The sequence below is a fragment of the Mesorhizobium sp. M1329 genome, from assembly GCF_040318035.1.
GTDB lineage: Bacteria > Pseudomonadota > Alphaproteobacteria > Rhizobiales > Rhizobiaceae > Mesorhizobium.
The window spans coordinates 218,935-245,295 of record NZ_JAMYLN010000001.1 but is presented as its reverse complement, the minus strand read 5'-3'; the positions used below and the strand labels follow the sequence as shown (position 1 = coordinate 245,295).

The following is a 26,361-nucleotide window of genomic DNA, read 5'->3' as shown; positions in this document are numbered from 1 at the left end:
ATTGACAACCACGGCTACGCTTCTCGCCGCGCGGGGGGTGTCGAAGTCCTTCTTCGGCAACCCCGTCCTGCGCAACGTTTCCATCGCTCTGCAGCCGGGCCGCGTGCATGCGCTGCTCGGCGAGAACGGCGCGGGGAAGTCGACGCTGATCAACCTTTTGTCCGGCGCTCTGCGCCCGGAGGGCGGGGCGATCGAGGTTGATGGACGCCCGGTATCGCGCATGAGCCCCGCTCATGCGCGGCACGCCGGGATCGCGGTTGTCCAACAAGAACTCAGCCTGACGGCCAGTCTCTCGATCGCCGAAAATATCGGGCTCGGCGCCTATCCCAAGAGATTCGGGTTGGTCGATTACACCGAACTCGCCGCACGGGCCAGGGCCGCATGCGATCTTGTCGGCCTTCGCGAACCGCTGTCGACGCCGGTGGGGCATCTGTCGCTCGGCCGCCGTCAGATGGTGGAGATCGCCAAGGCGCTTTACCGGCGGCCGCGCGTGCTCATTCTCGACGAACCCACCTCATCGCTATCGGCAACCGAGACAAAAACCCTCACGGACCTGCTGGAAAGGCTTCGGGCCGAGGGCATCGCCATTCTCTACATCTCACACCGGCTGAACGAAGTGATGACGCTGTGCCAGCATGTCACCGTACTGAAGGACGGCGCCTGCACGGCGGACCGCTCCCTGGAAGAAACTGATGCCGCCGGGCTGGTGCGGCTGATGGTCGGCCGCGACCCCGGCGATCTGTTTCCACGATGGCAGCCTTCGCCATCGCCAGCCAACTCCATCTCGGTTCGTAATTTTTCGGCCGGCCTGATGCGCGACGTCGATCTCGACATCAGGACGGGCGAGGTGCTTGGGATCGGCGGTCTGGTCGGGCAGGGGCAGGAGGATTTGCTGCTTGGCCTCTACGGCGCGATCCCGGCTAGGACGGCATTCGCGACCGTAAACGGTGCTTCGGGTTTGCCGGGCGGCGTGCCGAAAGCCAATGCGCTCGGCCTCGCCTATGTCCCGGCCGACCGCAAGCGCGAAGGCCTGCACCTGATCCATCCCATCATCACCAACATGATGCTACCAGCCTTCGCAAGGCTGCCGGCGTTGAAGCTGCGCAGCCGGCGTGCCGAGCGCGATATGGCGAGGGGACTCGCCGCCCAGCTTGCCATCAAGGGCGACCTCGACCGCCCGGCGCAGGCACTCTCAGGTGGCAACCAGCAGAAAGTCGCGCTGGCGAAATGGATGCCACACGATCCGCTTGTGCTTCTCCTCAACGACCCGACGCGCGGCGTCGATGTGGAGACCAAGCGTGAGATCTACATGATGCTTCGCAATCTCGCTGCCGCCGGCAAGGCGATCGTCCTGCTCAGTTCCGACACACCCGAACTGGTGCACCTTTGCGACCGCGTCGCCGTGGTCCGCCAAGGTCGCATCATGGCCATGCTCGAGCGAGAGGCACTGAGCGAGGAAGCCATCGTCTCGGCCGCAATGGGCGCCGAACAGCAGAAAGTTGCGGCATGAGCACGGTTGTATCCTCAAGCCAAGCCGGCGCCCTCTACTGGCCGGTTCAGCTGCGCCGAAATGTTGGCGTGCGCAGCCTGTTTGCCGTGGTTCTGGCGTTCCTCGTTGCCTACGGCGTGTTGTTCCCCGGCCTCTTGACGGCGTCCGGCTTCGCCAAATTCACCCAGAGCTGGTTTCCGCTGGCGCTGGTCGCGATGGCCCAGGCGATCCTCATGCTCACCGGCGGCATCAGCTTGGCGATCGGCGCAATGGTCAGTCTCGGCGCGGTAATCGCCGCGACGACGATGATGGGGCCGCTGGGCGTAGCCGGCGGTACCGCCGTGGTGGCGCTGACCGGTATCGGCATCGGTGCCGCGACCGGGTTCATCGTCGTGAAACTTCGGTTGCCGGCCATCGTGGTGACGCTCGCCGGCTCCTTCATCATCGGCGGTGCTGCGTTGCTCATCCTGCCGAGGCCGGGCGGCGCCATTCCGGAGTGGCTGTCGGACCTGCTTGCCGGCAACACGCCGGCGGCATTCGTGTTGCTGGTGCTCGTCGTACTTTTGTGGAAACTCTATCTCGCCACGCCGCTTGGGTTGAGCCTCTATGCCGCCGGTGAGAATCCGGTCGGCGCCTATCGCTCCGGCGTGCCGGTCGATGGCGCGCGGATCGCGGCTTATGCGATCAGCGGTCTGCTTTGCACAGGCGCCGGCCTGTTCGTCGCCGCGCAAACGGGTTCGGGCGATCCGGTCATAGGCACGGCCTTCACGCTGAATTCCATTGCCGCCGCGGTGCTCGGCGGAATCGGCTTCCTCGGCGGCCAGGGCACGATGCGCGGCGCGCTTGCCGGCAGCCTGCTGCTCAGCCTGATGATCAGTGTCATGTTCTTCCTCGGCTTCACGCCAGTTGCTCAGTATGTCGCCCAAGGCCTCATCATCATCGGGGCGGTCGCCATCCCGCAATTCCGCAAGGTGCAGCAATGACAGCACGGAAAGAGAGCGCGCGCGGCAGGCGGGCGTTGACGATCCTGCGCAGCCGGCCCTTCCTCACGGTCGCTATCGTTGCCGCGGTGTGGATCGCGGCGAGCTTCGCTTCACGTGGCTTCGGCGCTTATGGTCATTTGCGCTATTTGGTCGAGTTGGGCGCGGTGATCGGCCTGGTCGCGGCGGGCCAGACCTTCGTGGTGATTGCCGGCGGCATCGACCTTTCCGTCGCGGCGATCGTCACGGTCAGTGCCGTCAGCCTCCCGCTGCTCCCATTGCAGGCGGATCCGACCGGGCTCACAGCCGTTCTTGCAGTGCTTGCGTTGACGACCGCGATAGGTCTCGTAAACGGGCTGGGCGTGGCGCTGTTGCGCGTTCATCCAATGATCATGACTCTGGCGATGGCGACATTCCTGCAGGGCCTCCTGATCATCATCGCCGGCGGCAGCGCCGTGACCGCCGAGAACCCGCTGGTCCGCTGGCTCGGCAATGCGCGGCCAGCCGGTATTCCGGCAGGCGTGCTTTTGTGGGTGGCCATTTCCGTGATCGTTCTGACCACGATGCATGCGACATCCCTAGGCGCCCGGATTTTCGCCATGGGCGCCAATCCGCTTGCCGCGGCGCTCTCCGGAGTTTCCGTCGCCTCGACCACGCTCGCGGTCTATGGGATCAGCGGCTTCTGTTCGGGACTTGCCGGTGTGTTGGTCCTCGGCATGAACGGCCAAGGCTATGTCGGGATCGGAGATCCCTATCTCCTCGCCTCGATTGCCGCCGTGGTGCTCGGCGGCACCTCGATACTGGGCGGGCTCGGCACCTATGCCGGTACTATCCCCGGCGCCATCCTGCTGGTCACGATCACGGCGCTGATCACCGTCGTCAATGCATCGCCCGGCTGGCGCAGTATCCTGTTCGGGTCGCTGATTCTGGGGCTGCTGCTTCTCTCAGGCAGGGAGCAGGCCCGCCGATGAAATATCGTGCAGCCGGTAGATACGCCTTGCGTTGCCGAAGAACAGCGCCGTTTGCTCGTCCGCGGAAAGCTCTCCTGCAATGGCTTTGAAGCTGTCATATACTGCATCGAACGACGCATGCAGGCCGGCGACTGGGAAGTCACTGGCGAACATCGCGCGCTGCGTACCGAAACAGTCGATGCAATGCATGACAACCGGCTTCAGGCTGTCGAGTGTCCAGTCATGATCGTAGGCGACCAGATCCGATATCTTGATGGCAGCGTTGTCGCACTCCGACAAAAGCCGCAGCCCTTCGCGCCACACCCGCATCCCGTCCGCATCGCGATCGATAGGGCTGCCGCAGTGGTTGAGAACAAAGAGCTGGTCCGGAAAGGCCGCTGCGAGGCGCGCCGCACCGGCGAGCTGGCGCGGAAACACCATCAGGTCGAAAACCAGCCGGTGGCGCCCAAGCAGGGACAGGCCGGCACGCCAGGCCTGATCGTCCATGATGCCGTCACGGGCAGCAAAACAGCGGGCAGGATCCGGATCCCAGCTCAGTATGTCGCGCACACCGACGACACGGTCGAATGCCGCCTGCGTCTCGACCAGCGCCGGCGCTTGGCGGCTCGCCAGCGGTATGTGAACGACATAACGGGCGGCCACGCCGCGCGACTTGTCGAGCGTTTCAAGCCACCGCGTTTCGCCGACGCAGTCATCCCCGGTCCAGCCGGCTTCGACATGGACGGTTGCGACGACATTGTGCCGGCCGGCATCGCGCAAATAATCTTCAGGAAGGTAGTTTCGCCGCAACGGGCCAAGCTCCCCCAGACCGCCGCGTTCGCCAGCCGTTGTGGCGAGCCAGGGGTGCCGGCTGAGGCCGAGATCCCAAAGATGATGGTGGGCATCGATGATCGGTCCGCGGTAAGGTGTTGGCACGCATCTCTCTCATGGTGTGGCCGGAATCGGAAATCGATCCGGACTTCATCCTGTGAAGGAAGGACTAGCATCGGATGACCGAAAGCTCACCCGTACTGTCGCTGGCGACCCGAGAAAATTTCCTCCTCGATGACCGTATCCGCGGCGTGCCGCCTGGCACGCTCGGCTTGGACAGCAGCCTTGTCGCGTCTGAGCACTGGCATCCAGCGCATGGGCGTATGTCGTTGCCGGTGTTGACCGTCGACGAGGAGGCCTTCATCGCCAATCGTGACCTATTCCTGCGCTATGCGCGAGAACAGGGCTCCGTGATCGCCCCGCATGCCAAGACCCCGATGGCGCCTGATCTTGCCCGGTCCCTGATCGAGGCCGGAGCATGGTGCACGACCGTCGCCGACATACGGCAGGCCACGGTGATGCTCAGAGCCGGACTCTCTCGGCTGATCATCGCCAATGAGGTCGGCGGACCAGGTGGTGCGAACCGGCTTGCGGTTCTTGTCAGCGCCTGGCCAAGCGCCGAGTTCTACGTTTTCGCCGACTCGATCGCCGCCGTGAATGCGCTTGCCGAAGCCTGGCGGGCCAATGCGACGCTGCCGCCATTGCGCGTGCTCGTCGAACTTGGTGCGGGGAGGGCAGGCGCCCGGACCACCGGCGAAGCGGAGGCAATTGCCGACGCGATTGCAGCAGCCAGCGGCCGGCTGCTGATCGCCGGCGTCGCAACCTATGAAGGTGCCGCGGCGCAGCCCGATCCTGGCCGCACCGATGAGGCAATATCCGCACTGCTGACAATGACAGCCGACATGTTCCTGCGGCTCCGCGCTCGCGTCGGCGGCGACACCCCGCTGATCGTCACGGCAGGCGGCTCGGTATACTTCGACAAAGTGGTCGCAGCGCTTTCGCCTCTCGTTTCCAGGGACAGCAGCGCGACGCTGGTGCTGCGCAGCGGCGCCATCTTCTTCCACGACCATGGCGTCTACGACCGCTCGCTCGGCGCACTCGATGCCCGCGAGGGTTTTGCAGTCGGCGGCTTCAATGCGTCCGCACGAAATTCGTTCCGTCCGGCTTTGCGCCTGTGGGCCGAGGTACTGTCGCGGCCGGAGCCCGGCCTTGCGATCTGCGGCATGGGCATGCGCGACGTGTCGTTCGACCAGGGCTTTCCGATGGTCCTGACCATCTTTCGTGCCGGCAAGCAGCTGCCGATAGCGCGTTCCGAGGTCTTCAAGCTCAACGACCAGCACGCCTTCCTGACAATTGCGTCGGGCGATGATGCCGTCGGCGACACCGTTGAATTCGGCATCTCCCATCCCTGCACCTGCCTCGATCGCTATCGCGTGATCTTCGGCGTCGACGCGGCCGGGTATGTCAGCCACGCCTTTCCCACCTATTTCGGCTGACCATCGTCGCGATTTCCAAAAAGAGAACCTCGAAAGGATCCAATATGATCAAGTACTTCCAGTCCGGCTCCCGCATGTCGCAGGCGGTCGTCTATGGCGGCCTCGTGCACATAGCGGGCCAGGTCGCAGACGATCGCAAGGCCGGCATCGAGGGTCAGACGAGCGAGGTACTCTCTAAGGTCGAGGCGCTCCTGGTCGAGGCCGGCAGCAGCAAGTCAAAGCTCGTGGCGGTCAATATCTTCCTGCCGCAGATTGGCGATTTCGACGCCATGAACAGTATCTACGATGCCTGGGTGGATTCCGCCCGTCTGCCGGCGCGTGCCTGCGTCGAGGCGCGTCTCGCTGATCCTGACCTCCGCATTGAAGTCACCGCCGTCGCGGCTGTGTGAACCGCCGCCATGCACACCGGCATCAGCCATTCGCTCGATTTCGATCGGGACGGCAAGACGCTCAGCCATCTGAGCATCCCGTTCTCGATAGACCGTTCGCCATATTTCCAAATCAAGGTCCCGATCTGCCTCATTCGCAACGGTCAGAGTCCGTCTCTCCTTCTTATGGCCGGCAATCACGGCGATGAATATGAAGGCGAGCTGTCCTTGGCGAAGCTGGTCCGCCGGCTCGATCCAGCGCGCGTCAGGGGCCGCGTCACCATCCTGCCGATGGCCAATGTGCCGGCGGTGATGGCCGCCAAACGCTGCTCGCCGCTCGATGGCGGCAATCTCAATCGCGCCTTTCCCGGAGATCCGTCGGGCGCGCCGACAAGCCGGCTCGCCAACTTTCTCGAGACAGACCTGTTCCCCCGACACGACATTGTCTTCGACATCCATTCGGGGGGCACTTCGATGGAACATCTGCCGACTGCACTCGTCGAGCGCAATGCCGATCCCGAGCGCCACAGGCGCGGGGTGGAGCTGATGCGGGCGCTCTGCATGCCCTATGGGTTCGTGGCCGACAATGGCCAGGCCTCGCCGACCTCCATGGGCGCAGCGCGCCGTGCCGGCGCCATCGGCGTCAGCGGTGAGTTCGGGGGCGGCGGCACCGCCACGGTCGACACGATGGCGATCACCGCTCGCGCGATCGACAATCTGCTGATTGCGCTAGGCCTGGTCGACGGGCCAGTTGTTGGCGCGGAGTCAATGGATTCGATGCCGACGCGACTGCTTTCGCTTTCGCGGCATAGCCAAGGCCTCTACGCCACCCGCCGCGGCTGGTTTGAACCCGCCGTGAGGGTTGGCGACAGCGTGAGCGCCGGACAATTGGCTGGCTGGTATCACGATCTCGAAAGGCTCGATTTTGCCGAGGAAGCCTTGCATTTTGCCGAAAACGGCATCGTGCTTTCGCGGCGGCTGCATACAATGTGCGAGGCAGGAGACTGCCTCATGCAAGTCGCCGAACCCATAGAAACCTAAAGGGAAACCGCACGGCGTCTGCCTGCTGCGTCACTCTGGAGAACTGAGGATATCTATGCAGCTTTCCATGTGGACCTACCCCTGGGATGTCCAGGATCTGGGCTTCGAGATGGTCGAACGCGATCTGGTCGAACGCGCCGGGGTCAACATGATCAGCCTTGCGGCCTCGTATCATGCGGGGCGCTTCCTTCAGCCGCGCAGCCCGCGCCGCAAAGCCTATTTCCCGGAGGACGGCACGATCTACTTCAAGCCAACCGCCGCGCGCTGGGCTGACCTCGCAATTCAGCCCAAGGTGGCGGACGTGATCTCGCAGGGCGGCGACGTGCTTGGCGAGCTCGTCCGCAGACGAGACGCCAATGGGCTGGGTGTTTCGTGCTGGACGGTGTGCCTGCACAATACCCGCGCCGGCATGCTTCATCCGCAGGTGGTTACCCGAAATGCCTTCGGCGATCCCAATTATTACAACCTTTGTCCCTCGCATCCGGATGCGCGCGCCTATGTTCGCGCGCTGGTCGCCGACGTTACGCACACTTACAAGCCGGACAGGATCGAGCTCGAAAGCCCGTCATTCATGAGCTTCGCCCACGAATACCATCACGAGAAAGACGGTGTCGGGCTGGCCGCGGAAGATGACTTCCTTCTGTCGCTGTGCTTTTGCCCGTCCTGCCTCGCCCGCGCCGCTTATGCCGGCATTGACGGCGAGGCGGCGCGTAAACTAGTCAGAGGGTGGATCGTCGAGACCTGTGATCGTGCCGTTCCGGCACCGCGTTTTCCGGACTTTCCGAACGGTAGCTTCGATACCTTCCGGCCCTGGCCAGAATTATACGACTTTCTGCTGTGGCGGTTCGAGCCGGTGACCAGCTTGGTTGCCGAGCTGCGCGACGTTGCCGATCCGGGCACACGTGTCCTCATCATTGACCTGAAGGACGGCTGGTTGGGCGGCTGCGATCTGGCGGCTCTCGGCCAGGCTTGCGACGGCGCGATCCTGTGCGCCTACGATATGCAGGCCAGCGATGTCGCAGATCTGATGGCCACTGGCCGTGCCACGCTTGGAGCAGAGAAATTCCTTGGGACCGGTTACCGGCTGTTCCATCCGGAAATGGCAGGCCCGGACATTCTCGCCGCCAAAGTGAAGCCGGCGCTGGCGGCGGGCGTCGATGGCATCAATTTCTACAATTACGGCCTAGTCCCTGCCGCACGCCTCGATTGGGTGAGCGCCGCACGATCTCTGTGAACAATCGATTCACTGCCGATCCAATAGGCCTCATTTTGTCTCGAGCATTGCGCGTAATGGAGAGGCGCTCGGAGGACTTCCTGCATGGATCCTCGCATCGCCTTTGGCCGGCGGCCAGCAGCCTATTCTAGCTGAAAACCGAGGCATGGCTGTGAGGGCCACGCGGGAGGGAGGGAGTTATACGGTAGAGCGTATCTCACAATTTTATTCGCTCTGGCGCATATTGAAATTTATCTTCTGAAGCGTATATCTCATAGGAGAGGTACGCTGTGGACCAAATCGCCCGAACGCCTAAGCAACTCGGAGATGCCATCCGGCGGCGGCGCCGCAAACTCGGCCTGAACCAGGCCACTGTCGGGGAGCACACGATGTTGCGCCAAGCGACCATCTCGGCCGTCGAGAATGGTGCGCCCGGGACACAGCTCGGAACGCTTTGCGACATTCTCGCAGCGCTCGACCTTGAATTGGTTGTCCGCTCTCGGACCAGGGCAAAGTCGACCGAGATCGAGGACGTCTTTTGATGGCTCGTCCGCGGCGGCACCTCCCGCTCAACGTCTTCTTGAACAGCCGTCTCGTCGGACGGCTGAATAGACAATCCAGCGGCGCGATCGATTTTCAGTATGATCCGTCCTGGCTTGCCTGGGAGCACGCGCTACCAGTCTCGCTATCTCTGCCGTTACGTGAAGATCGCTACATCGGTGCACCCGTCGTTGCCGTGTTCGACAATCTCCTGCCCGACAGCATCCCCATTCGCCGCCGTATGGCTGAGCGTGTTCACGCCCAAGGGATAGACGCCTACGACTTGCTTGCCGCTGTCGGACGGGATTGTGTCGGCGCACTGCAATTCCTGCCGGATGATGTCGAGCCGGGCCCCGCCGGTATTGTCGACGGCAAACCCGTTGACGATACCGAGATTGCTCGTCTCCTCCGCGATCTGGCATCGGCCCCCCTCGGGCTGGGCGAGGATGAGGATTTCCGGATCTCGATCGCTGGCGCTCAGGAAAAGACTGCGCTCTTGTTCTGGAAAGGACGTTGGTACAAGCCGCTGGCGACGGCTGCTACAACGCACATCCTCAAGCCACAGATTGGACGCTTGCCAAATGGCATCGACCTTTCCTTCAGTGTTGAAAACGAATTTTTCTGCCTTAAGATGACAGCCGCCCTGGGACTCCCTTGCGCCGTCGCCGCAATCGAGGAATTCGAAGGCAATCGCGTGCTCGTAGTCGAACGTTTCGACCGCCGATGGACGAGTGACAACCGTCTCCTGCGCTTGCCCCAGGAAGACTGTTGCCAGGCTTTGTCTGTGCCTCCGTCGCTGAAATACGAATCCGATGGCGGGCCTGGGGTTCCAGCTATCCTTGGTCTGATGAAGGGAAGCGATCAACCGGAGCTAGATCAAGCTGCGGTTCTGAAGGCCGTGGTCGCCTTTTGGCTGCTCGGCGCCACAGATGGGCATGCCAAGAATTTTAGCGTCTTTCTTTCTCCCGGCGGCCGGTTCCGCATGACGCCGTTATTTGATGTGATCTCAGCGCAGACCAGCCTTGATGCGGGACAGATCAGGCGCAACAAAATGAAGTTGGCGATGGCTATAGGCGACGCACGCCACTACCTTATCGATAGCGTGATGCCGCGCCATTTCATCCAGACCGCCGCCAAGGCAGGAATTGGTCCAAAACCCGTCACGGCAATCTTTGACGAGCTGCGCCAACAGGCGCTAATGGCAATTGAACTAGTTTCTGCATCACTCCCAAAGGGTTTCCCTTCGCAAGTCGCAGATGCCATTGGCAATGGGGTCAAAGCTCGCGTGCGCAGACTGGAAGAGGTGTGATGCTGAAGATCGAGGCACAACCAGGGGACGGTCCAATTGATCTTCCTTAGCAGCAGCAACGCCGCGCGGGACGTAATCAACCTTCGGGCTTGCCAGCCTGTAACTTTCTGACCAGGCCGATCAGCTGATCCAGTTCCGCGCGTGTAAGCGGAAGCATCTCGCCAGGGGGCTTGTGATATTCCCTTGTTAATTCCTCAATGGTTGCAGCACCCTTGGCCGTAAGCTTGACAAGTTTGACACGGCGATCGCTTGGCGACGGAACCCGTTCGGCGAGCCCCGCCTGCTCCAACCGGTCGACCAGCCAGGTCGCCGTCGAAGGGTCGCAGTGCCATTGAGCGGCCAATGCGCCGATCGGCTTGCCCGCATCTTTGTCGAGCGCGAAGAGGGCGCGCGAGTCGTTGGGCGTCAGGCCTAATTTCTGCTGGATCGCCAACCGGTCCGGCGCGGACCGCATAAGGAAATCAAACATCAGGCGCCAGGCCTCGGTGGCGTGCTGCAAGCGATCTTGGCTCGGTCTCATTCCACGCTCCCTTCGCGTCTTGACACATATTTGGACCAATCATATGATTTGATCAATCAAAATGTTTTGGTGATCAAAGCAATGAGAGGAGATCCGAGATGACCAACACCACGGTTCTCGTCGTCGGAGGCGGCCTGAACGGTCTGACGGCGGCCGCCCTATTGGCTCACAACGACATTGCGTGTGTCCTCGTCGAGCGTCATCCCGACACGTCAATCCAGTACAAGTTTGCCGGCATTTCCCCGCGCAGCATGGAGATATTCCGAAGCCTCGGCCTCGAGGAGGAGATTCGTGCAAATCGTACGGGGGACCAACAGGCGGGCGCTATTGCGCGCGCCAGGAATCTCGCCGATCCGGAGATTCAATGGGGCGGACCGGCGTGGCCGGATGCAAGTGCCCTCAGCCCCACGCAACCGGCGACGTGTGATCAGCACGTCCTGGAACCGATTCTGCGCCGCTACGCCGAGCGGAACGGTGCAGACGTGCGTTTCAGCACGGAGCTGGTGACTTTCGATCAGGACGAGACCGTCGTCCGCGCGGAAATTCGCGATATCGCGACCGGCGCGAAGGAGGTCATCTCGGCCGACTATCTGATCGTCGCGGACGGTGCGAACGGTTCCTTGCGAGAAAGGCTGGAGATCAGCCGCAGCGGGGCAGGCGGCCTTCAGCACTGGATGAATGTCGTCTTCGACATGGACATGCCTCCAACGATAGGCGGCAAGCGCTTCACGTCATGCTTTGTGACCGACCTCAACGGGACCTTCACGCCCAGGGAGGGTGGACGATGGCTTCTGGCGCTCCAGTACTTTCCCGAAAAGGGCGAGAAACCTCAGGACTTTGATGAAGCCAAATGCAGGGAACTGATCATACGAGGTGCGGGCCGGTCGGACATCACGACGAGGCTTGTCGATGCGCGCTCCTGGGAAGTGGCCGCCCTCACAGCGCGCCAATTCCGCCGAGGCCGCGCGTTTCTTGTGGGGGATGCGGCACATGTGATGCCCCCAACAGGCGCTTTCGGTGGCAATTCAGGTATCCACGACGCCCATAACCTTGCCTGGAAGCTTGCGATGGTGGCACGCGGACATGCCGATCCCTCGTTGCTGTATAGCTATGACATGGAGCGCCGGCCGGTCATCGAGGCTACTTTGGCGCAAGCGCTCGCCCGCCTGCAGAAATGGTTCGACGATCCGTCGAAGCGGTTGCCTCCTCCGGTTGCGATCGTCGAGGATTACGATATGGTATTTGGCCAACGCTACACTGCAGGCATCGTGACTCGAGAATCCACGCCGGGCGATCACCCGTTCCAAAAGTCCACGGAGCTGTCGGGCCGCCCTGGCACGCGTTTACCGCATTTCGCGGTCGAGCGCGCCGGCCAGCGGATTTCGAGTCTCGATCTGTGCGATCGCGATCTTCTTCTCCTCTGCGCCGATGAAGCATGGTGTCAGGCCGCTGACGCCGTAAGCCAGCGCCTCGGAATGCCGCTGACCTGCCACGCCTTGGGTGCCAATGGGAATCTGATTGACTTGGACCATCGGTGGCCTTCCGCGCTCGGGGTTGAAAGCGGCGGTGCCGTCTTGGTCAGGCCGGACGGCTTTGTCGCGTGGCGGTCAATCCACGGTGTGCCTGATCCCGTACAGGTGCTGATCGAAACACTTGACGGGTTTGGCTTCCGCACGCAGGCACACGAACACCATCGATGAGCGGCGCGGATGCCTCCTGCGTTCCGCCACGCCCATGTCGTCGCCGGGAATGCAGCGCACGAAGCCCGGCCGCTACGACTTCCTTGCCGATCCCATCGCCTGGAATGGCCGCGATCCTGTAGCTTCGCATCGGTCCGGTCCGTGGCGCTACACTCCGATGGACCACCGTGGCCTTGGCGGACCGATTGTCGCCGTTACCGCAAATGGTCGATCAAACCCTTCAGCAGGAGCAGCAACGCCCCAGCGACGACAGCCGCGGCCGCATCGTCCAGCATGATGCCGGCCCCACCCCTTACCTTGTCATGCATGATACGGATGGGCCAAGGTTTGACGACGTCGAAAAACCGGAAAGCAAGGAAGCCTGCTGCCCACCAGAATGGGTCGAGTGGCAGCATGGAAAGTGTTACGGCGGCGCCGAAGGTCTCATCGATGACAACGATCTGCGGGTCCTCCGTCCCGGTACGGGAGATGACATGCGATGACGCCCATACGCCGACGGCGAACAGGGCCGCATAGGCAAGCACGGTCAGCCAAGGCGATGCAGGTATCAAAGCTGCGGCAACAGCCACTCCGACCATTGCGCCGACCGTGCCCGGCCATAATGGAGATAATCCCGCGCCAAGAGAGGTCGCGAGCAGGTAGGCGAACTTGGGTGGAAATTTATGCATCGAGTTTCGCCGGACTTCCCGAGGATGGCAAGCAATCATAGTCACATCGTTCGGGTGCGACCGCCAGACCGCCGGCCGATTTGCTCCGTCAGCTCGGCGAGCGCCTTAATCCGCCGGCCGCATTCGCCGAAAGAAATCGCCGTTGCGGCGAGTTGAGAATGTTGCTGGGTCCGGTCTTGGGCCGCTTTGGCCAAATGGAACGGTAGCGACGGTGGAACAAACCCGCAAATTGCTGGTAAAGCTCGGTGAAACGACATTATCAGAGGAACCGCCATGATCGCCGGTCTCATGAAAAGTCGCATCGACCCGCTATGGGAGCAGGCCGCTTCTCCGCTGATCGGGATCGGCATGACGCCGAACCAGGTTACTGCCAGCGGGCTCGTGCTCGTCGCTTTGTCCTCGGCGGCCTACGTCTACCACCATTCAAGCCTCGCCTTTGGCCTTTGCCTGGCGTTTGCCTTCACCTTCGATGCGCTGGACGGTGCCGTCGCCCGCCGGACAAACATGAGCACCAAGGCCGGTGGCTATTTCGATGCCGTCGTCGACCGCTATCAGGAATTGGCAGTCTTTGCGGCAATCGGCTGGGTCGCTGATCTGTGGGCGACCGCAATGTTCGCGTTCGCCGGCGGGATACTCACAAGTTACGCCAAGGCGCGGACGGCGCTGGAAATCCCTGTGGAAAACCACGGTTGGCCGGATTTCTTCGAGCGGATGGAACGCCTGGTGTTCATTTGCGTGCTGCTCGCCGCCGACGGAGTCGCGACCGCCATGGGCGCGGCTTCGCCCTGGATTCTGGCGGGTGGGTTCGCGTTGTACGCAGTGCTGGCCAACGCCACAGCGCTGCAACGGATTAGTCGCGCATTTGCGATGCTGAAACGAGCCGACGGGAAGCAGCCGTGAGACTGCAGCCCACTTGCGGCTAGCCTCACATGAAGGTATATTATGCTTCACATGAAGGAGGCAGTGATGATGCTGGCGTTTGGAAATGTCGCCGACGTGCTGGGACTGTCGCCCAAGGAAACGGCTGCACGGTCGCCATTCGGGCTGATGGCTCGAATTGAAGACGGATTGCCCATCGGCGCGCTCGAACGCGTCTCACAATTGCTGGCACCGGCCGACGCCCAATTCAAATATCGCCTCGTTCCAAAGGCAACCTATGAACGTCGCAAGAGGGGTGCTCTTCGACTGTCTTCGGAAGAGGGCATGCGGGTGGCACGGGTTGCTCGTGTATGGGACTTGGCCCTCGACGTCTGGAAGATCGAAGATGAGACTCGTGACTTTCTATTTCGGCCGCATCCCATGCTGGAAGACCGGCGCCCGATCGAAATGGTCATCCAAAACGAGATCGGCGCCGAGCTGGTGATCGATATCCTTGCAGGCCTGAAGTACGGCACCGCCGCTTGACGGCGCAGATACTCGATCGGACGCTGCTGTGCTTCAGGATCGGCGATCCTGCTGGCACCTATCCGATCTTTGACGCGACGGGCTCGACGATCGCGCCCGGCCGCTGGAACACGCCCGGCAGCCCGGTGATCTACACCAGCGAGCATTATTCGACTGCGTTGCTGGAAAAGCTGGTGCACGGCAGCGGCAGACTGCCGCCCAACCAGCACTACGTCCAGATCATGGTTCCGCGCGGGCTGAGCTACGAGATATTTTCGCAGCCGTCGCTGCCGGGGTGGGACATGATGCCGGCAAAGGTGAGTAAGGAATTCGGCGAGACGTGGTATGTCGAGCGCCGCAGCGCGATCTTGATCGTGCCAAGCGTTGTGGCTCGCCTCGACAACAACGTGTTGATCAATCCGGCCCATCCGGAGTTTGCCTTGATCACGGCCAGCCTGCATCAACCCGTATATTGGGACAGTCGCCTGTTCGGCTCCTGAGCAGGTCAGGAGGGGCAGGTTCCTGCCTGCGGCGTCGATTGCTCAAACGCGTCAGCGCCAGCCCAAGCCAGGGGCGACATGGGTCAGGATCGCCTCGAGGACGTGGGCATTGTAGTCGACGCCGAGCTGGTTGGGGACGGTAAGCAGCAGCGTATCGGCCTCGGCGATGGCTTCGTCGCCCTTTAGCTGCTCGATCAGCACGTCCGGTTCGGCGGCATAGGAGCGGCCGAACACGGCGCGTCTGTCTGCCTCGATGTAACCGAAATGATCTCCGCTCTGGTTACCGCCGAAATAGCCCCGGTCGCGATCGTCGACCAGCGCAAAAATGCTCCGGCTCACCGACACCCGAGGCTCGCGCGCGTGACCGGCCGCCTTCCAGGCCTCGCGAAAAGCCCTGATCTGTTCGGCCTGCTGGATGTGAAACGGCTTTCCGCCTTCGTCGAATTTGAGCGTTGAGCTCTGCAGGTTCATCCCCAGTTTCGCCGCCCATTCTGCGGTGGCGTTTGTGGCGGCGCCCCACCAGATGCGCTCGCGCAGGCCTTCCGAGTGAGGCTCGACGCGAAGCAGGCCAGGCGGGTTGGGAAACATCGGCCACGGGTTGGGCTGCGCAAAGCCTTTGCCCAGCAACACTTCGAGCAGCACTCCGGTGTGTCTGCGGGCCATGTCGGCATCGCTCTCGCCCTCTTGCGGGGCGTAGCCGAAGTAGCGCCATCCCTCGATTACCTGCTCCGGCGAGCCGCGGCTGATGCCCAGCTGCAGACGCCCTCCGGCGATTAGATCGGCGGCGCCGGCGTCCTCGGCCATATAGAGCGGGTTCTCGTAACGCATGTCGATCACCGCCGTGCCGATCTCGATTCGGCTGGTCTTCGCCCCAACCGCTGCCAGCAGCGGGAAGGGCGAGGCGAGCTGGCGCGCGAAGTGGTGCACGCGGAAATACGCGCCGTCCGCACCCAGTTCCTCGGCCGCGACGGCCAGCTCGACGGACTGCAAAAGCGCATCGGATGCCGTCCGCGTCTGCGATTGCGGCGAGGGCGTCCAGTGCCCGAACGAGAGGAAACCAATCTTCTTCATGAAATAGCCAGCCTAGAGGGACGACAGGTGCAGACTATGCGTCGGCGCAGCGCAAAGCATCCCGAAATCGGAACCGACCGCCCCAGTTTGAGGTGAACGGTCCGTTGTTGATCAGCGATGCCGTCAATGGCGAACCTGCTGCCGGCGCGAGCGCATCTAGGAAGGTACCGCGAACGCGAGCACTATCGCGATGAGGATCAACAGCGGCCCCATCCATTTAAAATGGGTTCCAAAGTTGGTCCACCATGCCTGCTGTTGGCCGGGGCGAGCTTGAGAGGGGTCCGCGAAAAATCCGAAGCCGACGCCAGCCATCCACAACCCGGCGCAGAACATGATGAACTCGTCGATGTAATCCGCGACCACGCTTCGAAGCTTTCGAATTTATGCCGCCGCTACATGCGCCGAATTCGAGCCGATATAGTTACGGATCGTTTCGATGATCCGGTCCTGGTCGGCCTCGCTCAGATAGGGATGCATCGGCAGGCACAGGATGCGATTCGGCAGCTCTTCCGAAACGGTAAGGCCGGTCGGCGTGCGCGGATAATCGCGATAGGCGATCTGGCTGTGCAGCGGTTTCACATAATAGATGACTGACGGAATGCCCTTTTCACCGAGATGTGCCTTGAGCCCGTCGCGTTTCGGCGTTTCGATCGCGTATTGCGCCCAGGCCGAGCGGCCGCCGCCCAGATTGCGCGCCGCCTTGACGATATCGCCGAGACCTTCGGCATAGCGATTGGCGACCGCTTGCCGTGCCACCATCTCGTCCTCGAGGATGGCCAGCTTCTCGATCAGGATCGCCGCCTGAAGCGTGTCGAGCCGCGAGTTGATGCCGACGCGGACATTGTCATATTGCGTTTCGCCCTTGCCGTGAAAAGCAAACGACCGCAGCTGTTCGGCCAGCGCATCGTCATTGGTGAACATCGCACCGCCGTCGCCATAGCAGCCGAGCGGCTTTGCCGGATAGAAGCTGGTCGAGCCGACGGTGCCGAACGAGCCGCACATCTTGCCGTCGGCCGAGCCGCCGGTCGCCTGCGCCGCATCCTCGATGACCATCAGGCCTTCGCGATTGGCGATGGCCATGATCGCCTCGTAATCGGCGGCGAGGCCGAACAGGTCGACGGGAATGATTGCCTTCGGCCTCAGCCGGCCCTCCGCCTTGATCATGGCGATTGCCGCCTCGAGGCTGGCGATGTCGATATTGTAGCTGTCGGGATCGACGTCGACGAAGACCGGTTCGGCCTTGGTCAGCGCCACCACTTCGGCCGTGGCGGCAAAGGTGAAGCTCGGCACGAACACCGCGTCGCCCGGGCCGATGCCGGCGGCAAACAGCGGCAGCAGCAGCGCATCGGTGCCGTTGGCGCAAGCGACCACATGCTTGGTGCCGATATAGGCGGCGAGCTTGTTTTCGAATTCGGTGACCTGAGGTCCGAGAATATAGCGGCCCTCATCGACAACCCGGTCGATTGCCGCTTTCAGCCTGTCGCGGATGCGTTCGCGCTGCGCGCCAAGATCGATGAACTGCATGTCGGCCTCAAACGGGTTTAATCAGATAACCGGCCGCTGGTAGCAGACTTGGCACGGCCGAGAAAGCCGCAGGGCAAAACCCTGAATTGCTCAAGTGTCGCAGCCTGTTACCTCTGATTTCCGATCTGCCCTCTTAAACGCGGGGAAATCCGGGCTTCGGCCGGCTCGATATGGACCTTCACAACCCGCCCCGCCGGTCGGCGAAACATAAAGTGATCGCGGCAGGCAGATCCGTGAGCGTGTTGCCAGCCGGTCAAGCGAGTTCATGCCGCCATGGCGGATTGGCGCCGGCCCGCGATACCGTCACCGCCGCGGCCTTGGCGCCGAGCGTCAGCGCCTTTTGGATGGCGTCTTCGGGCAAACTGGCGATTGCCGTCTTCGAGAGCAGACCCTGTTCGTGCAAGGAGGCAAGAATGCCGGCATTGAATGTGTCGCCGGCGCCGACGGTATCGACCACCTCGACCTTGTCCGGGACGACCGTGACCCGGTGCTGGCTGCTGTAACCGACCGCGCCCTCGCTGCCATGGGTGACGACGATCAGCTTCGGACCGCGGTCCAGCCAGTTGCGGACGACGTCCTCATGCGAGCCGGCTTCGCCGAACCAGTTCAGATCCTCGTCCGACAGTTTCACGATGTCGGCCATCGCCATCATGTTGCGGATGCGCCTGAGGTGCTTGGCCTTGTCCGGAATGAAGTTTGGCCGGATGTTGGGGTCGAGCATCATCACGCGGCGCTCATGCTCGCGTCGCATGAACTCCTCATAGGCCGACCCGGCCGGCTCCGAGATCAGGCTGATGGCGCCGAACAGCATGGCCTCGATCTCGCTGCCGAGTTCCGGCAGGTCCTCCATGGTCAGCATGCGCCCGGCGGTGTTCTCGTCATAGAATGTATAGGTCGCCTGGCCGTTGTTGAGGCGCACGAAGGCGAGCGTGGTCGGACGCGACGAGGTGTGTGCATAGGTGGAACTGACCTTGCTGGCTCCCAGCGCCTCCCTGAGCTGGCCCCCGAACAGATCCGACGACAGGCCGGAGAAGAACGCAGCAGGCGCACCGAGCCGGCCAAGCGCAATTGCCGAGTTGAAGACGGCGCCGCCGACATAGGGCGCAAAGGCCGGCTCGCCCTTCGTCGTGGTCCGCGGCAGCATATCGATCAGGGCTTCGCCGCAGCAGAGGATCATGAAGTCTTGCTTTCCGGCGGATAGATCACGCCCTTGCGAATGATGATGTTGGCATAAAGCCGCGGCTCACTCGTCGCGACGATTGCGTGCGCGGCCTTGACCCGTGCATAGAAGTCGGCACCGGCAAGCGCAACCACCTTGCGGCCCGGCGCACGCATGGCGCAGATCGCTTCCATCTCATGGTGAACCGGATCGGCGAGCAGGGGATCGCCTTTGGCCGAGGCGCGAAACAGCGCCTGCGGCACGGCGTCGTCGACCGGCAACACGCTCAATACCGCATCGAGCACGGGGACGAGATGATGACCGTCGGCGCGGATCAGCCGCTGTGCCTGCTGCTCGGCCGGGTAGTTGCCGTCGACCAAGGCGATCTCGTCGCCATGGCCCATGGCGCGCAATATCGCCAGAAGCTCCGGGCCGAGCAGCGCCGGGATGCCGATCAGCATGCTCAGAAGCTCCGGGAAATCGTGGTCGAGCCGATGAGGAAGCGCTCCGATAACGGCAGGCTGGCGCCACCCAGCGCCCGCGCATGGATACCGACGGTTCCCTCGCGAACGGCCGGCAGCCTCAGGCCTTCGCCGTCGATCCGGCCGATGGCCTGGATGACGGCATCGACAAGCCGCCTGCGCACAGCAGGCGGCATCCATCCGTCGATCACCGCGGCTTCGAAATCAATGACGGAGGACGCCGAAACGATGGCGTAGGCGAGCGCCTGCGAGGCGCTGGCGATCCAGTCGTCAAGGTCGGCGCCGAGCTCGCCCCAGTCCCCCGGTGACGTCCACAGATGCGAGGCCTCGACGCCGCGCGCGTTGAGCGCCTTTTCCAACATGGCGATCGATGCCACGTCGATCAGCTGCGTCGGCTTGCCGTCCGGCCCGGGCACCGGCATCGAGCCCAGCGCGCCGGCATTGCCGGTTGGGCCGCCAAACAACCGGCCGTTCAGCACGATGCCGCCGCCGGCAAACGCGCCGATATAGAAATAGACGAAATCGCGTGCCGCACCCGCCGCCTGGCCGAACACGAGCTCGGCGCCGCAGGCCGAGGTGGCGTCGTTCTGCAGATAGACTGGAAATTCGCATTGCGCCTGGATGTCGGCGCGGATGTCGCGATGGCGCCATTCGTCCATGATTTCGCGCGGTGCACCGGCGGTGTCGGCCCAGTTCCACAATTCGAACGGCATGGCGATGCCAAGCCCGGCAATGCGTTTGTCTTGCGCCGGGGTGAGTTCGCCGCGCATCTTCTTCATGCCGTTTGTGACGAACTCCACCGTCTCGCGCGGCGCCGGATAGCGGTACGAATGCTGCAGCATCGAGCGCACATTGCCGAGGAAATCGATCAGCACCAGCTCGGCGCTGCGGCGGCCGATCTTCAGGCCGATGAAATAGGCGCCGTCGGGATTGAGCGCCATGGGTATCGAGGGCTGGCCGATCTTGCCGCGCAACGGCGCCTGGCGAACGAGCAGATCGTCCTCCTCCAGCTCGCGCATGATGACTGACACTGTCTGCGCCGAGAGCCCGGTCATACGTGCGATGTCGGATTTTGCCAGGCTGCCGTGCTGGCGCACCAGCGACAGAACCAGCCGCTCATTGTGGTCCCGCATGCCGCTTTGATTGGTGCCGCGGTGCAGGCGGCTTTCGGCCGCATCGGGCGAGCCGTGCCTTGTAATGCCGGTCTCCACCCTGTTCCTCCCGTTGTTTCCCCTCAATGCTTTTGGTCTAGAGTGAGTGAACAATCCTGCGTTGTCAATAATAAATAAGAGTGATTTAATTATTGACAGTGCTGGCGGACTGGTGTCTCTTGAGGTCGGCGCCGACACTGGGAGATTTCGTCGGACGCGCTGCAGATGCCGGTTGGCCGGCATCCTAAATGGTTCCATGGGAGGAAAATCGTGACCACGTCAAAACTGTTGAAATCCACCGTGTTTGCCGCGGCCGGACTGAGCCTGATGGCCTTTGCTTCGACCGCGTCCGCAGCCAATGTCAGTGCTTGCCTGATCACCAAGACCGACACCAACCCCTTCTTCGTCAAGATGAAGGAAGGTGCCGCCGCGAAAGCCAAGGAAATCGGTGTCGATCTGAAAGCCTATGCCGGCAAGGCGGAAGGTGACAATGAGGGCCAGGTTGCGGCGATCGAATCCTGCATCGCCGACGGCGCCAAAGGCATTTTGATCACCGCCACCGACACTGCGGCCATCGTGCCGGCGGTGAAGAAGGCGCGCGATGCAGGGGTGCTGGTGATCGCTCTCGACACGCAGCTCGAGCCTGCCGATGCCGCGGATGCGACGTTTGCGACCGACAATTTCAAGGCCGGCGAGCTTATCGGCTCCTGGGCAAAGGCTACCTTGGGCGACAAAGCCAAGGATGCGCACATCGCCTACATGGATCTGATCGCCAGCCAGCCCTCCGTCGACGTCCAGCGTGATCAAGGCTTCATGAAGGGCTTCGGCATCGACCTCGGCGATCCCAAGAAGATCGGCGACGAAACCGACGCACGCAACGTCTGTCACGATCTGTCGAGCGGCAATGAGGATGGCGGGCATACTGCCATGGAGAATTGCCTGCAGAAGGATCCGGATATCAACGTCGTCTACACCATCAACGAACCTGCGGCCGCGGGCGCCTACCAGGCGCTGAAGGCCGTCGGCAAGGAGAAGGACGTCCTGATTGTCTCGGTCGATGGCGGCTGCCCCGGCGTCAAGAACGTTGCCGAGGGCGTGATCGGCGCCACTTCACAACAATATCCACTGCTCATGGCCTCGCTCGGCATCGAAGCGATCAAGACCTTTGCCGACACGGGCAAGAAGCCAGAGCCGTCGCCCGGTCTGGATTTCTACAACACCGGCGTCACGCTGATCACCGACAAGCCTGCCGCCGGCATCGAATCCATCGACACAAAGCAAGGCCTCAGCAAGTGCTGGGGTTGATTTGATCCCCTGATCGGCTCAACTTCAAAACAACAATAGAGAATGTGGAGCGGTTTCGGCCGCTCCACATCACAGGCGGGGAGGCCGACTTGAGCGTCGAAACAACTAGGAGCAAGGGACCGCAGGAATTCGAGACGGTCCTGGCCGCCAGCGACGCCAGCGTCGCTTCATTCGAGACGCATTCCCGCTCGACATTGGAGAGCATCCAGCACCGCTTGCACAAAAGCCCCGCCATGGTGCCGCTGATCATCCTGCTCATCTCGGTGGTTCTGTTCGCAGTCGTCGTCGGTGGCCGCTTCTTTTCTCCCTTCACCCTCACCCTGATCCTCCAGCAGGTGGCGATAACAGGCATGGTCGGCATCGCGCAGACACTGGTGGTGCTCACCGCTGGCATCGACCTGTCAGTCGGCGCCATCATGGTGCTGAGCTCGGTTGTTATGGGCCAGTTTGCCATGCATTACGGTGTTCCAGCGCCGGTCGCCGTTGCCGTCGGGCTGCTTGTCGGCGCGATTTGCGGCTTGATCAACGGCATTCTCATCGCCTGGGTGAAACTGCCGCCCTTCATCGTGACGCTCGGCACCTGGTCGATCTACGCTGCCATCAACTTCATCTATTCCGGCAACGAGACCATCCGCAGCCAGGATCTCGAGGCTACGGCACCGCTGCTGCAGTTTTTCGGCGGCTCGTTCAGGATCGGCGGCGCCGTCTTCACCTACGGCGTGCTGTTGGTGCTGATCATGGGGGCAATTGCCTGGTACGTGCTCAATCACACGGCATGGGGCCGGCATGTCTACGCAGTCGGCGACGACCCGGAAGCCGCGGAACTGTCGGGGGTGCGCGTCAGCCGGATGCTGGTCACGGTCTACACCCTGACTGGCATCATTTGTGCCATCGCCGGCTGGGCTTTGATCGGACGCATCGGATCGGTCTCGCCACAGGCCGGGCAGTTCGAGAACATCAATTCGATTACCGCCGTGGTGATTGGCGGCACATCGCTGTTCGGCGGCCGCGGTTCCATCCTCGGGACCATCTTCGGTGCGCTGATTGTCGGGGTGTTCGCGCTCGGCCTCAGGCTTTGGGGGACAGATCCCCAATGGACGCAATTGTCCGTCGGCGCCCTTATCATCATCGCTGTTGCTATCGACCAGTGGATCAGGAAGATCTCGGCATGAACCAGACTCAGGAACCGATCCTTACCGCCCGCAGCCTGGTCAAGCGCTACGGCCGTGTCACCGCTCTCGACAGCGCCGACTTCGACCTCTATCCGGGCGAAATCCTTGCTGTCATCGGCGACAACGGCGCCGGCAAGTCGTCGCTTATCAAGGCGATTTCCGGAGCCGTCACCCCCGACGAAGGCGAGATCCGGCTTGAAGGCAAGCCTATTGCATTCAAGTCGCCGATGGAGGCCCGCGAAGCCGGCATCGAGACCGTCTACCAGAATCTGGCGCTGTCGCCGGCGCTGTCTATCGCCGACAACATGTTCCTCGGCCGCGAGATCCGCAAGTCGGGGTTTCTTGGCAGCTGGCTGCGCATGCTCGACCGTCCGGCGATGGAAAAGCGTGCCCGCGACAAGCTCACCGAGCTTGGCCTGATGACCATCCAGAACATCAGCCAGGCGGTCGAAACGCTCTCCGGCGGCCAGCGCCAGGGCGTGGCAGTGGCGCGCGCCGCCGCCTTCGGCTCGAAGATGGTCATCATGGATGAGCCGACGGCCGCCCTTGGCGTCAAGGAGAGCCGCCGCGTGCTCGAACTGATACTCGACGTCAAACGCCGAGGCCTGCCGATCGTGCTGATTTCGCACAACATGCCGCATGTCTTCGAGGTGGCGGACCGCATCCACATTCACCGGCTCGGCCGTCGCCTGTGCGTCATCGATCCGAAGCAGTATACGATGTCCGACGCGGTCGCCTTCATGACCGGCGCCAAGGTGCCGCCGGAAGCGGCGCTGGCGGCTTGAGCAAGAACTTGAGGCCCATCGCCGAGGAGCCCAAACGCGCTGTTTCAAAATACCAAATTGCCGCAGGGCAACTCGGCTTGCGGTCGCCTGAATCGATTGAACATTCGGCGGGATGCATTAGCATTGGCAGAGATGGTGAAAGCCGCATGATCCTGGCAACGTCACGAGAGGCAGCATGACGCGCGCGATGACAACCGAAGCTCCTCTGCCCACGCTCGAAAACCCGGATCCCAAGACGCTCGCCGAGGAAGTCTTGCAGGCCCTCAAATACAGGGTGGGCAAGGGCACCAACGTTGCAACCCAGTACGATTGGCTCACCGCCTCGATCAAGGTTGTACGCGACCGCATCGTCGATCACTGGATGCAGGCGACCCAAGAGGCCTACGCCCAGCAGGAAAAGCGCGTCTACTACCTGTCACTGGAATTCCTCATCGGCCGCCTGATGCGCGATGCCTTCTCCAATCTCGGCCTGATGGACAATATGCGCGAGGCGCTTTCGTCGCTTGGCGTCGACCTCGACATCATTGCAGCGCTCGAACCTGACGCTGCCCTTGGCAATGGCGGGCTTGGCCGGCTTGCCGCCTGCTTCATGGAAAGCATGGCGACCGTCAACATCCCCGCGCATGGCTACGGCATTCGCTACGCCAACGGCATGTTCCGGCAGGAGATCCATGACGGCTGGCAGGTGGAACTGCCCGAGACGTGGCTCGATCACGGCAATCCCTGGGAGTTCGAGCGCCGCGAACGCTCCTTCGAGGTCGGCTTCGGCGGCTCGGTGGAATCGATCACCTCGAAGGACGGCAGGCTCGAGCGCCATGTCTGGAAGCCGACCGAACATGTTCTGGCCGTTGCCTACGATACGCCAGTGGTCGGCTGGCGGGCCAACCGCGTCAACACGCTGCGTCTATGGTCCGGCATGCCGATCGACCCGATCTTACTCGACAAGTTCAACGCCGGCGATCACATCGGCGCGCTCGCCGAAAGCAACAAGGCCGATGCGTTGTCGCGTGTCCTTTACCCGGCCGATTCCCACAAGGCCGGCCAGGAGCTGCGGCTCAGGCAGGAGTATTTCTTCTCCACCGCCTCGCTGCAGGACATCGTCCAGCGTCATCTCAGTCAGTATGGCGACCTGCAATCGCTGCCCGACAAGGCGGCGATCCATCTCAACGACACCCATCCGGCCATCGCCGTCCCCGAGTTGATGCGCCTGTTGATGGATGTCCACGGCATGGATTTCGACCAGGCCTGGAGCATCACCAAGCGCACCTTCGGCTATACCAACCACACGCTGCTTCCCGAAGCGCTGGAAAGCTGGCCCGTGCCGCTGTTCGAGCGGCTGTTGCCGCGCCACATGCAGATCGTCTACGCCATCAACGCCGAGGTGCTGCTCGAGGCGCGCGCCTCCGACCAGTTCTCGGACGAGCAGATCAGTCGCATCTCGCTGATCCAGGAAAATGGCGATCGCCGCGTGCGTATGGGCAATCTGGCCTTTGTCGGCTCGCACTCGATCAACGGCGTGTCGGCACTGCATACGGAATTGATGAAGGAGACGGTGTTTGCCGACCTCCACAGGCTCTACCCGGATCGCATCAACAACAAGACCAACGGGATCACACCGCGGCGCTGGCTGATACAGTGCAATCCCGGCCTCACTGCACTCACCCGAGAGGCGATCGGCGACGGCTTCCTCGACGACATCGACGAGATAAAGCGGCTCGATCCTTTCGCCGAGGACGCCGCCTTCCGCGACAAGTTCGCCGCCGTCAAACGGGCGAACAAGACGAGGCTTGCCAATCTCGTTGCCGACCGGCTCGGTATCAAGGTCGACCCCTCGGCGCTGTTCGACATCCAGGTCAAGCGCATCCACGAATACAAGCGCCAGCTCTTGAACATTCTCGAAGCGGTCGCGCTTTACGACCAGATCCGCTCGCATCCTGAGCGCGACTGGATGCCCCGCGTCAAATTCTTCGGCGGCAAGGCGGCGCCCAGCTACCACAACGCCAAGCTGATCATCAAACTTGCCAACGACGTCGCCCGGGTGATCAACCGCGACCCGGCGGTGCGCGGCTTGCTGAAAGTGGTATTCGTGCCGAACTACAATGTCAGCCTGGCCGAAATCATGATGCCGGCCGCCGATCTTTCGGAGCAGATATCGACCGCCGGCATGGAGGCGTCCGGCACCGGTAACATGAAGTTCGCGCTGAACGGCGCGCTGACCATCGGCACGCTCGACGGCGCCAATGTCGAGATCAAGGAATGCGTCGGCGACGACAACATTTTCATCTTCGGCCTGACCACCGATGAGGTCGCCGAGCGACGCAACAATGGTTACGATCCGCGTGCCGTGATCGAGAGATCGCCTGAATTGGCGCAGGCGCTTGCCGCGGTTTCGTCCGGGGTCTTTTCGCCTGACGATCCGGACCGTTATCGCGACCTGATCAAGGGTCTTTACCAGAGCGACTGGTTCATGGTCGCCGCGGATTTCGATGCCTACGCCGCCACCCAGCGCGACGTCGATGCCGTCTGGCGCAACAGCCCGGACTGGTACGCCAGAGCGATCCGCAATGTCGCCCGCGTCGGCTGGTTCTCGTCCGACCGCACGATCCGCCAATATGCGAAAGACATCTGGCACGTGCCCGCCTGATGTGATTGCATGAGACCAGGAACAATGTGGCCCTAGTGGAGTGATTTGACCTTCGCATCCCTTGGAAGGTCAGGCGGCCT

At 62.4% G+C, this 26,361-nt stretch carries 26 protein-coding genes; 17 read left to right on the top strand and 9 right to left on the bottom strand.

What is annotated here, in order from left to right; all coding sequences use genetic code 11:
- The first annotated feature begins 1 nt into the window (after nucleotide 1).
- The 3 genes from NKH21_RS01205 to NKH21_RS01195 are packed head-to-tail and all read left to right on the top strand — an operon-like array spanning nucleotide 2 to nucleotide 3,440.
- Nucleotides 2–1,510 (top strand): sugar ABC transporter ATP-binding protein, encoded by a 1,509-nt coding sequence (locus tag NKH21_RS01205; protein ID WP_352862779.1) that lies wholly within the window; start codon nucleotides 2–4, stop codon nucleotides 1,508–1,510.
- Nucleotides 1,507–2,472: an ABC transporter permease gene (locus tag NKH21_RS01200; RefSeq protein WP_352862778.1), complete on the top strand. Its 966-nt coding sequence runs from the start codon at nucleotides 1,507–1,509 to the stop codon at nucleotides 2,470–2,472. The genes NKH21_RS01205 and NKH21_RS01200 overlap by 4 nt, the downstream gene beginning before the upstream one ends.
- Nucleotides 2,469–3,440, top strand: coding sequence for an ABC transporter permease (locus NKH21_RS01195; protein WP_352862777.1), 972 nt, complete (start codon nucleotides 2,469–2,471; stop codon nucleotides 3,438–3,440). The genes NKH21_RS01200 and NKH21_RS01195 overlap by 4 nt, the downstream gene beginning before the upstream one ends.
- On the opposite strand, the gene NKH21_RS01190 is transcribed toward NKH21_RS01195, so the two are convergent.
- On the bottom strand, nucleotides 3,414–4,355 hold the full coding sequence (locus tag NKH21_RS01190) for an amidohydrolase family protein (protein WP_352862776.1): 942 nt from the start codon (nucleotides 4,353–4,355) through the stop codon (nucleotides 3,414–3,416). The genes NKH21_RS01195 and NKH21_RS01190 overlap by 27 nt on opposite strands.
- Nucleotides 4,356–4,429: 74 nt before the next feature.
- On the opposite strand from NKH21_RS01190, the gene NKH21_RS01185 reads away from it, so the two are divergent.
- The 6 genes from NKH21_RS01185 (at nucleotide 4,430) to NKH21_RS01160 (ending at nucleotide 10,217) form a co-directional block, all read left to right on the top strand.
- Nucleotides 4,430–5,746 (top strand): alanine racemase, encoded by a 1,317-nt coding sequence (locus NKH21_RS01185; RefSeq protein ID WP_352862775.1) that lies wholly within the window; start codon nucleotides 4,430–4,432, stop codon nucleotides 5,744–5,746.
- Between the two features lie 44 nt (nucleotides 5,747–5,790).
- Nucleotides 5,791–6,135: a RidA family protein gene (locus NKH21_RS01180; protein WP_352862774.1), complete on the top strand. Its 345-nt coding sequence runs from the start codon at nucleotides 5,791–5,793 to the stop codon at nucleotides 6,133–6,135.
- Between the two features lie 9 nt (nucleotides 6,136–6,144).
- On the top strand, nucleotides 6,145–7,155 hold the full coding sequence (locus NKH21_RS01175; RefSeq protein WP_352862773.1) for a succinylglutamate desuccinylase/aspartoacylase family protein: 1,011 nt from the start codon (nucleotides 6,145–6,147) through the stop codon (nucleotides 7,153–7,155).
- Between the two features lie 55 nt (nucleotides 7,156–7,210).
- Entirely contained in the window at nucleotides 7,211–8,389 is a 1,179-nt protein-coding gene (locus NKH21_RS01170) for a hypothetical protein (RefSeq protein WP_352862772.1), read from the top strand.
- Nucleotides 8,390–8,658: 269 nt separating this feature from the next.
- Nucleotides 8,659–8,910 carry a helix-turn-helix domain-containing protein gene (locus tag NKH21_RS01165; RefSeq protein ID WP_023718464.1) on the top strand — a complete coding sequence of 84 codons (252 nt, stop codon included), beginning with the start codon at nucleotides 8,659–8,661 and terminating at the stop codon, nucleotides 8,908–8,910.
- A complete protein-coding gene (locus tag NKH21_RS01160) occupies nucleotides 8,910–10,217 on the top strand; it encodes a type II toxin-antitoxin system HipA family toxin (RefSeq protein WP_352862771.1) in 1,308 nt (435 codons plus the stop codon). The genes NKH21_RS01165 and NKH21_RS01160 overlap by 1 nt, the downstream gene beginning before the upstream one ends.
- A gap of 76 nt (nucleotides 10,218–10,293) precedes the next feature.
- On the opposite strand, the gene NKH21_RS01155 is transcribed toward NKH21_RS01160, so the two are convergent.
- A complete protein-coding gene (locus NKH21_RS01155; RefSeq protein WP_352862770.1) occupies nucleotides 10,294–10,737 on the bottom strand; it encodes a MarR family winged helix-turn-helix transcriptional regulator in 444 nt (147 codons plus the stop codon).
- A gap of 98 nt (nucleotides 10,738–10,835) precedes the next feature.
- On the opposite strand from NKH21_RS01155, the gene NKH21_RS01150 reads away from it, so the two are divergent.
- Nucleotides 10,836–12,437, top strand: coding sequence for an FAD-dependent monooxygenase (locus NKH21_RS01150; protein WP_352862769.1), 1,602 nt, complete (start codon nucleotides 10,836–10,838; stop codon nucleotides 12,435–12,437).
- Nucleotides 12,438–12,631: 194 nt separating this feature from the next.
- Here NKH21_RS01150 and NKH21_RS01145 read toward each other — a convergent pair whose 3' ends face one another.
- Nucleotides 12,632–13,105, bottom strand: coding sequence for a phosphatidylglycerophosphatase A family protein (locus tag NKH21_RS01145; protein ID WP_352862768.1), 474 nt, complete (start codon nucleotides 13,103–13,105; stop codon nucleotides 12,632–12,634).
- A gap of 273 nt (nucleotides 13,106–13,378) precedes the next feature.
- Here NKH21_RS01145 and NKH21_RS01140 point away from each other — a divergent pair, with 273 nt between their 5' ends.
- The 3 genes from NKH21_RS01140 to NKH21_RS01130 all read left to right on the top strand — a co-directional run bounded on the left by NKH21_RS01140 (nucleotide 13,379) and on the right by NKH21_RS01130 (nucleotide 14,988).
- Nucleotides 13,379–14,005, top strand: a complete 627-nt coding sequence (locus NKH21_RS01140) for a CDP-alcohol phosphatidyltransferase family protein (protein WP_352862767.1) — start codon at nucleotides 13,379–13,381, stop codon at nucleotides 14,003–14,005.
- Nucleotides 14,006–14,074: 69 nt separating this feature from the next.
- Nucleotides 14,075–14,509, top strand: coding sequence for an antitoxin Xre-like helix-turn-helix domain-containing protein (locus NKH21_RS01135; RefSeq protein WP_352862891.1), 435 nt, complete (start codon nucleotides 14,075–14,077; stop codon nucleotides 14,507–14,509).
- Entirely contained in the window at nucleotides 14,506–14,988 is a 483-nt protein-coding gene (locus NKH21_RS01130; RefSeq protein ID WP_352862766.1) for an RES family NAD+ phosphorylase, read from the top strand. The genes NKH21_RS01135 and NKH21_RS01130 overlap by 4 nt, the downstream gene beginning before the upstream one ends.
- 51 nt (nucleotides 14,989–15,039) lie before the next feature.
- On the opposite strand, the gene NKH21_RS01125 is transcribed toward NKH21_RS01130, so the two are convergent.
- From NKH21_RS01125 to NKH21_RS01100, 6 genes are all read right to left on the bottom strand, one after another.
- Entirely contained in the window at nucleotides 15,040–16,059 is a 1,020-nt protein-coding gene (locus NKH21_RS01125) for an LLM class flavin-dependent oxidoreductase (protein WP_352862765.1), read from the bottom strand.
- Nucleotides 16,060–16,215: 156 nt separating this feature from the next.
- The gene (locus tag NKH21_RS01120) at nucleotides 16,216–16,422 is read right to left on the bottom strand and encodes a hypothetical protein (RefSeq protein ID WP_352862764.1); all 207 of its coding nucleotides are present in this window, start codon (nucleotides 16,420–16,422) and stop codon (nucleotides 16,216–16,218) included.
- 18 nt (nucleotides 16,423–16,440) lie between these two features.
- On the bottom strand, nucleotides 16,441–17,583 hold the full coding sequence (locus NKH21_RS01115; protein ID WP_352862763.1) for a DegT/DnrJ/EryC1/StrS family aminotransferase: 1,143 nt from the start codon (nucleotides 17,581–17,583) through the stop codon (nucleotides 16,441–16,443).
- Between the two features lie 253 nt (nucleotides 17,584–17,836).
- Entirely contained in the window at nucleotides 17,837–18,760 is a 924-nt protein-coding gene (locus tag NKH21_RS01110; RefSeq protein ID WP_352862762.1) for a carbohydrate kinase family protein, read from the bottom strand.
- Nucleotides 18,757–19,203, bottom strand: coding sequence for an RbsD/FucU family protein (locus tag NKH21_RS01105; protein WP_352862761.1), 447 nt, complete (start codon nucleotides 19,201–19,203; stop codon nucleotides 18,757–18,759). The genes NKH21_RS01110 and NKH21_RS01105 overlap by 4 nt, the downstream gene beginning before the upstream one ends.
- A 2-nt stretch (nucleotides 19,204–19,205) precedes the next feature.
- Entirely contained in the window at nucleotides 19,206–20,435 is a 1,230-nt protein-coding gene (locus NKH21_RS01100) for an ROK family transcriptional regulator (RefSeq protein ID WP_352862760.1), read from the bottom strand.
- A gap of 228 nt (nucleotides 20,436–20,663) precedes the next feature.
- Between NKH21_RS01100 and NKH21_RS01095 the strand changes: the two genes are divergently transcribed.
- From NKH21_RS01095 to NKH21_RS01080, 4 genes are all read left to right on the top strand, one after another.
- Complete coding sequence (locus NKH21_RS01095) at nucleotides 20,664–21,680, top strand: sugar ABC transporter substrate-binding protein (RefSeq protein ID WP_352665933.1); 1,017 nt, start codon at nucleotides 20,664–20,666, stop codon at nucleotides 21,678–21,680.
- Between the two features lie 89 nt (nucleotides 21,681–21,769).
- Nucleotides 21,770–22,852 carry an ABC transporter permease gene (locus NKH21_RS01090; protein ID WP_352862759.1) on the top strand — a complete coding sequence of 361 codons (1,083 nt, stop codon included), beginning with the start codon at nucleotides 21,770–21,772 and terminating at the stop codon, nucleotides 22,850–22,852.
- A complete protein-coding gene (locus NKH21_RS01085; protein WP_352862758.1) occupies nucleotides 22,849–23,637 on the top strand; it encodes an ATP-binding cassette domain-containing protein in 789 nt (262 codons plus the stop codon). Before NKH21_RS01090 ends, NKH21_RS01085 begins: the two co-directional genes overlap by 4 nt.
- A 175-nt stretch (nucleotides 23,638–23,812) precedes the next feature.
- Complete coding sequence (locus tag NKH21_RS01080; RefSeq protein WP_352862757.1) at nucleotides 23,813–26,281, top strand: glycogen/starch/alpha-glucan phosphorylase; 2,469 nt, start codon at nucleotides 23,813–23,815, stop codon at nucleotides 26,279–26,281.
- Nucleotides 26,282–26,361: the final 80 nt, after the last annotated feature.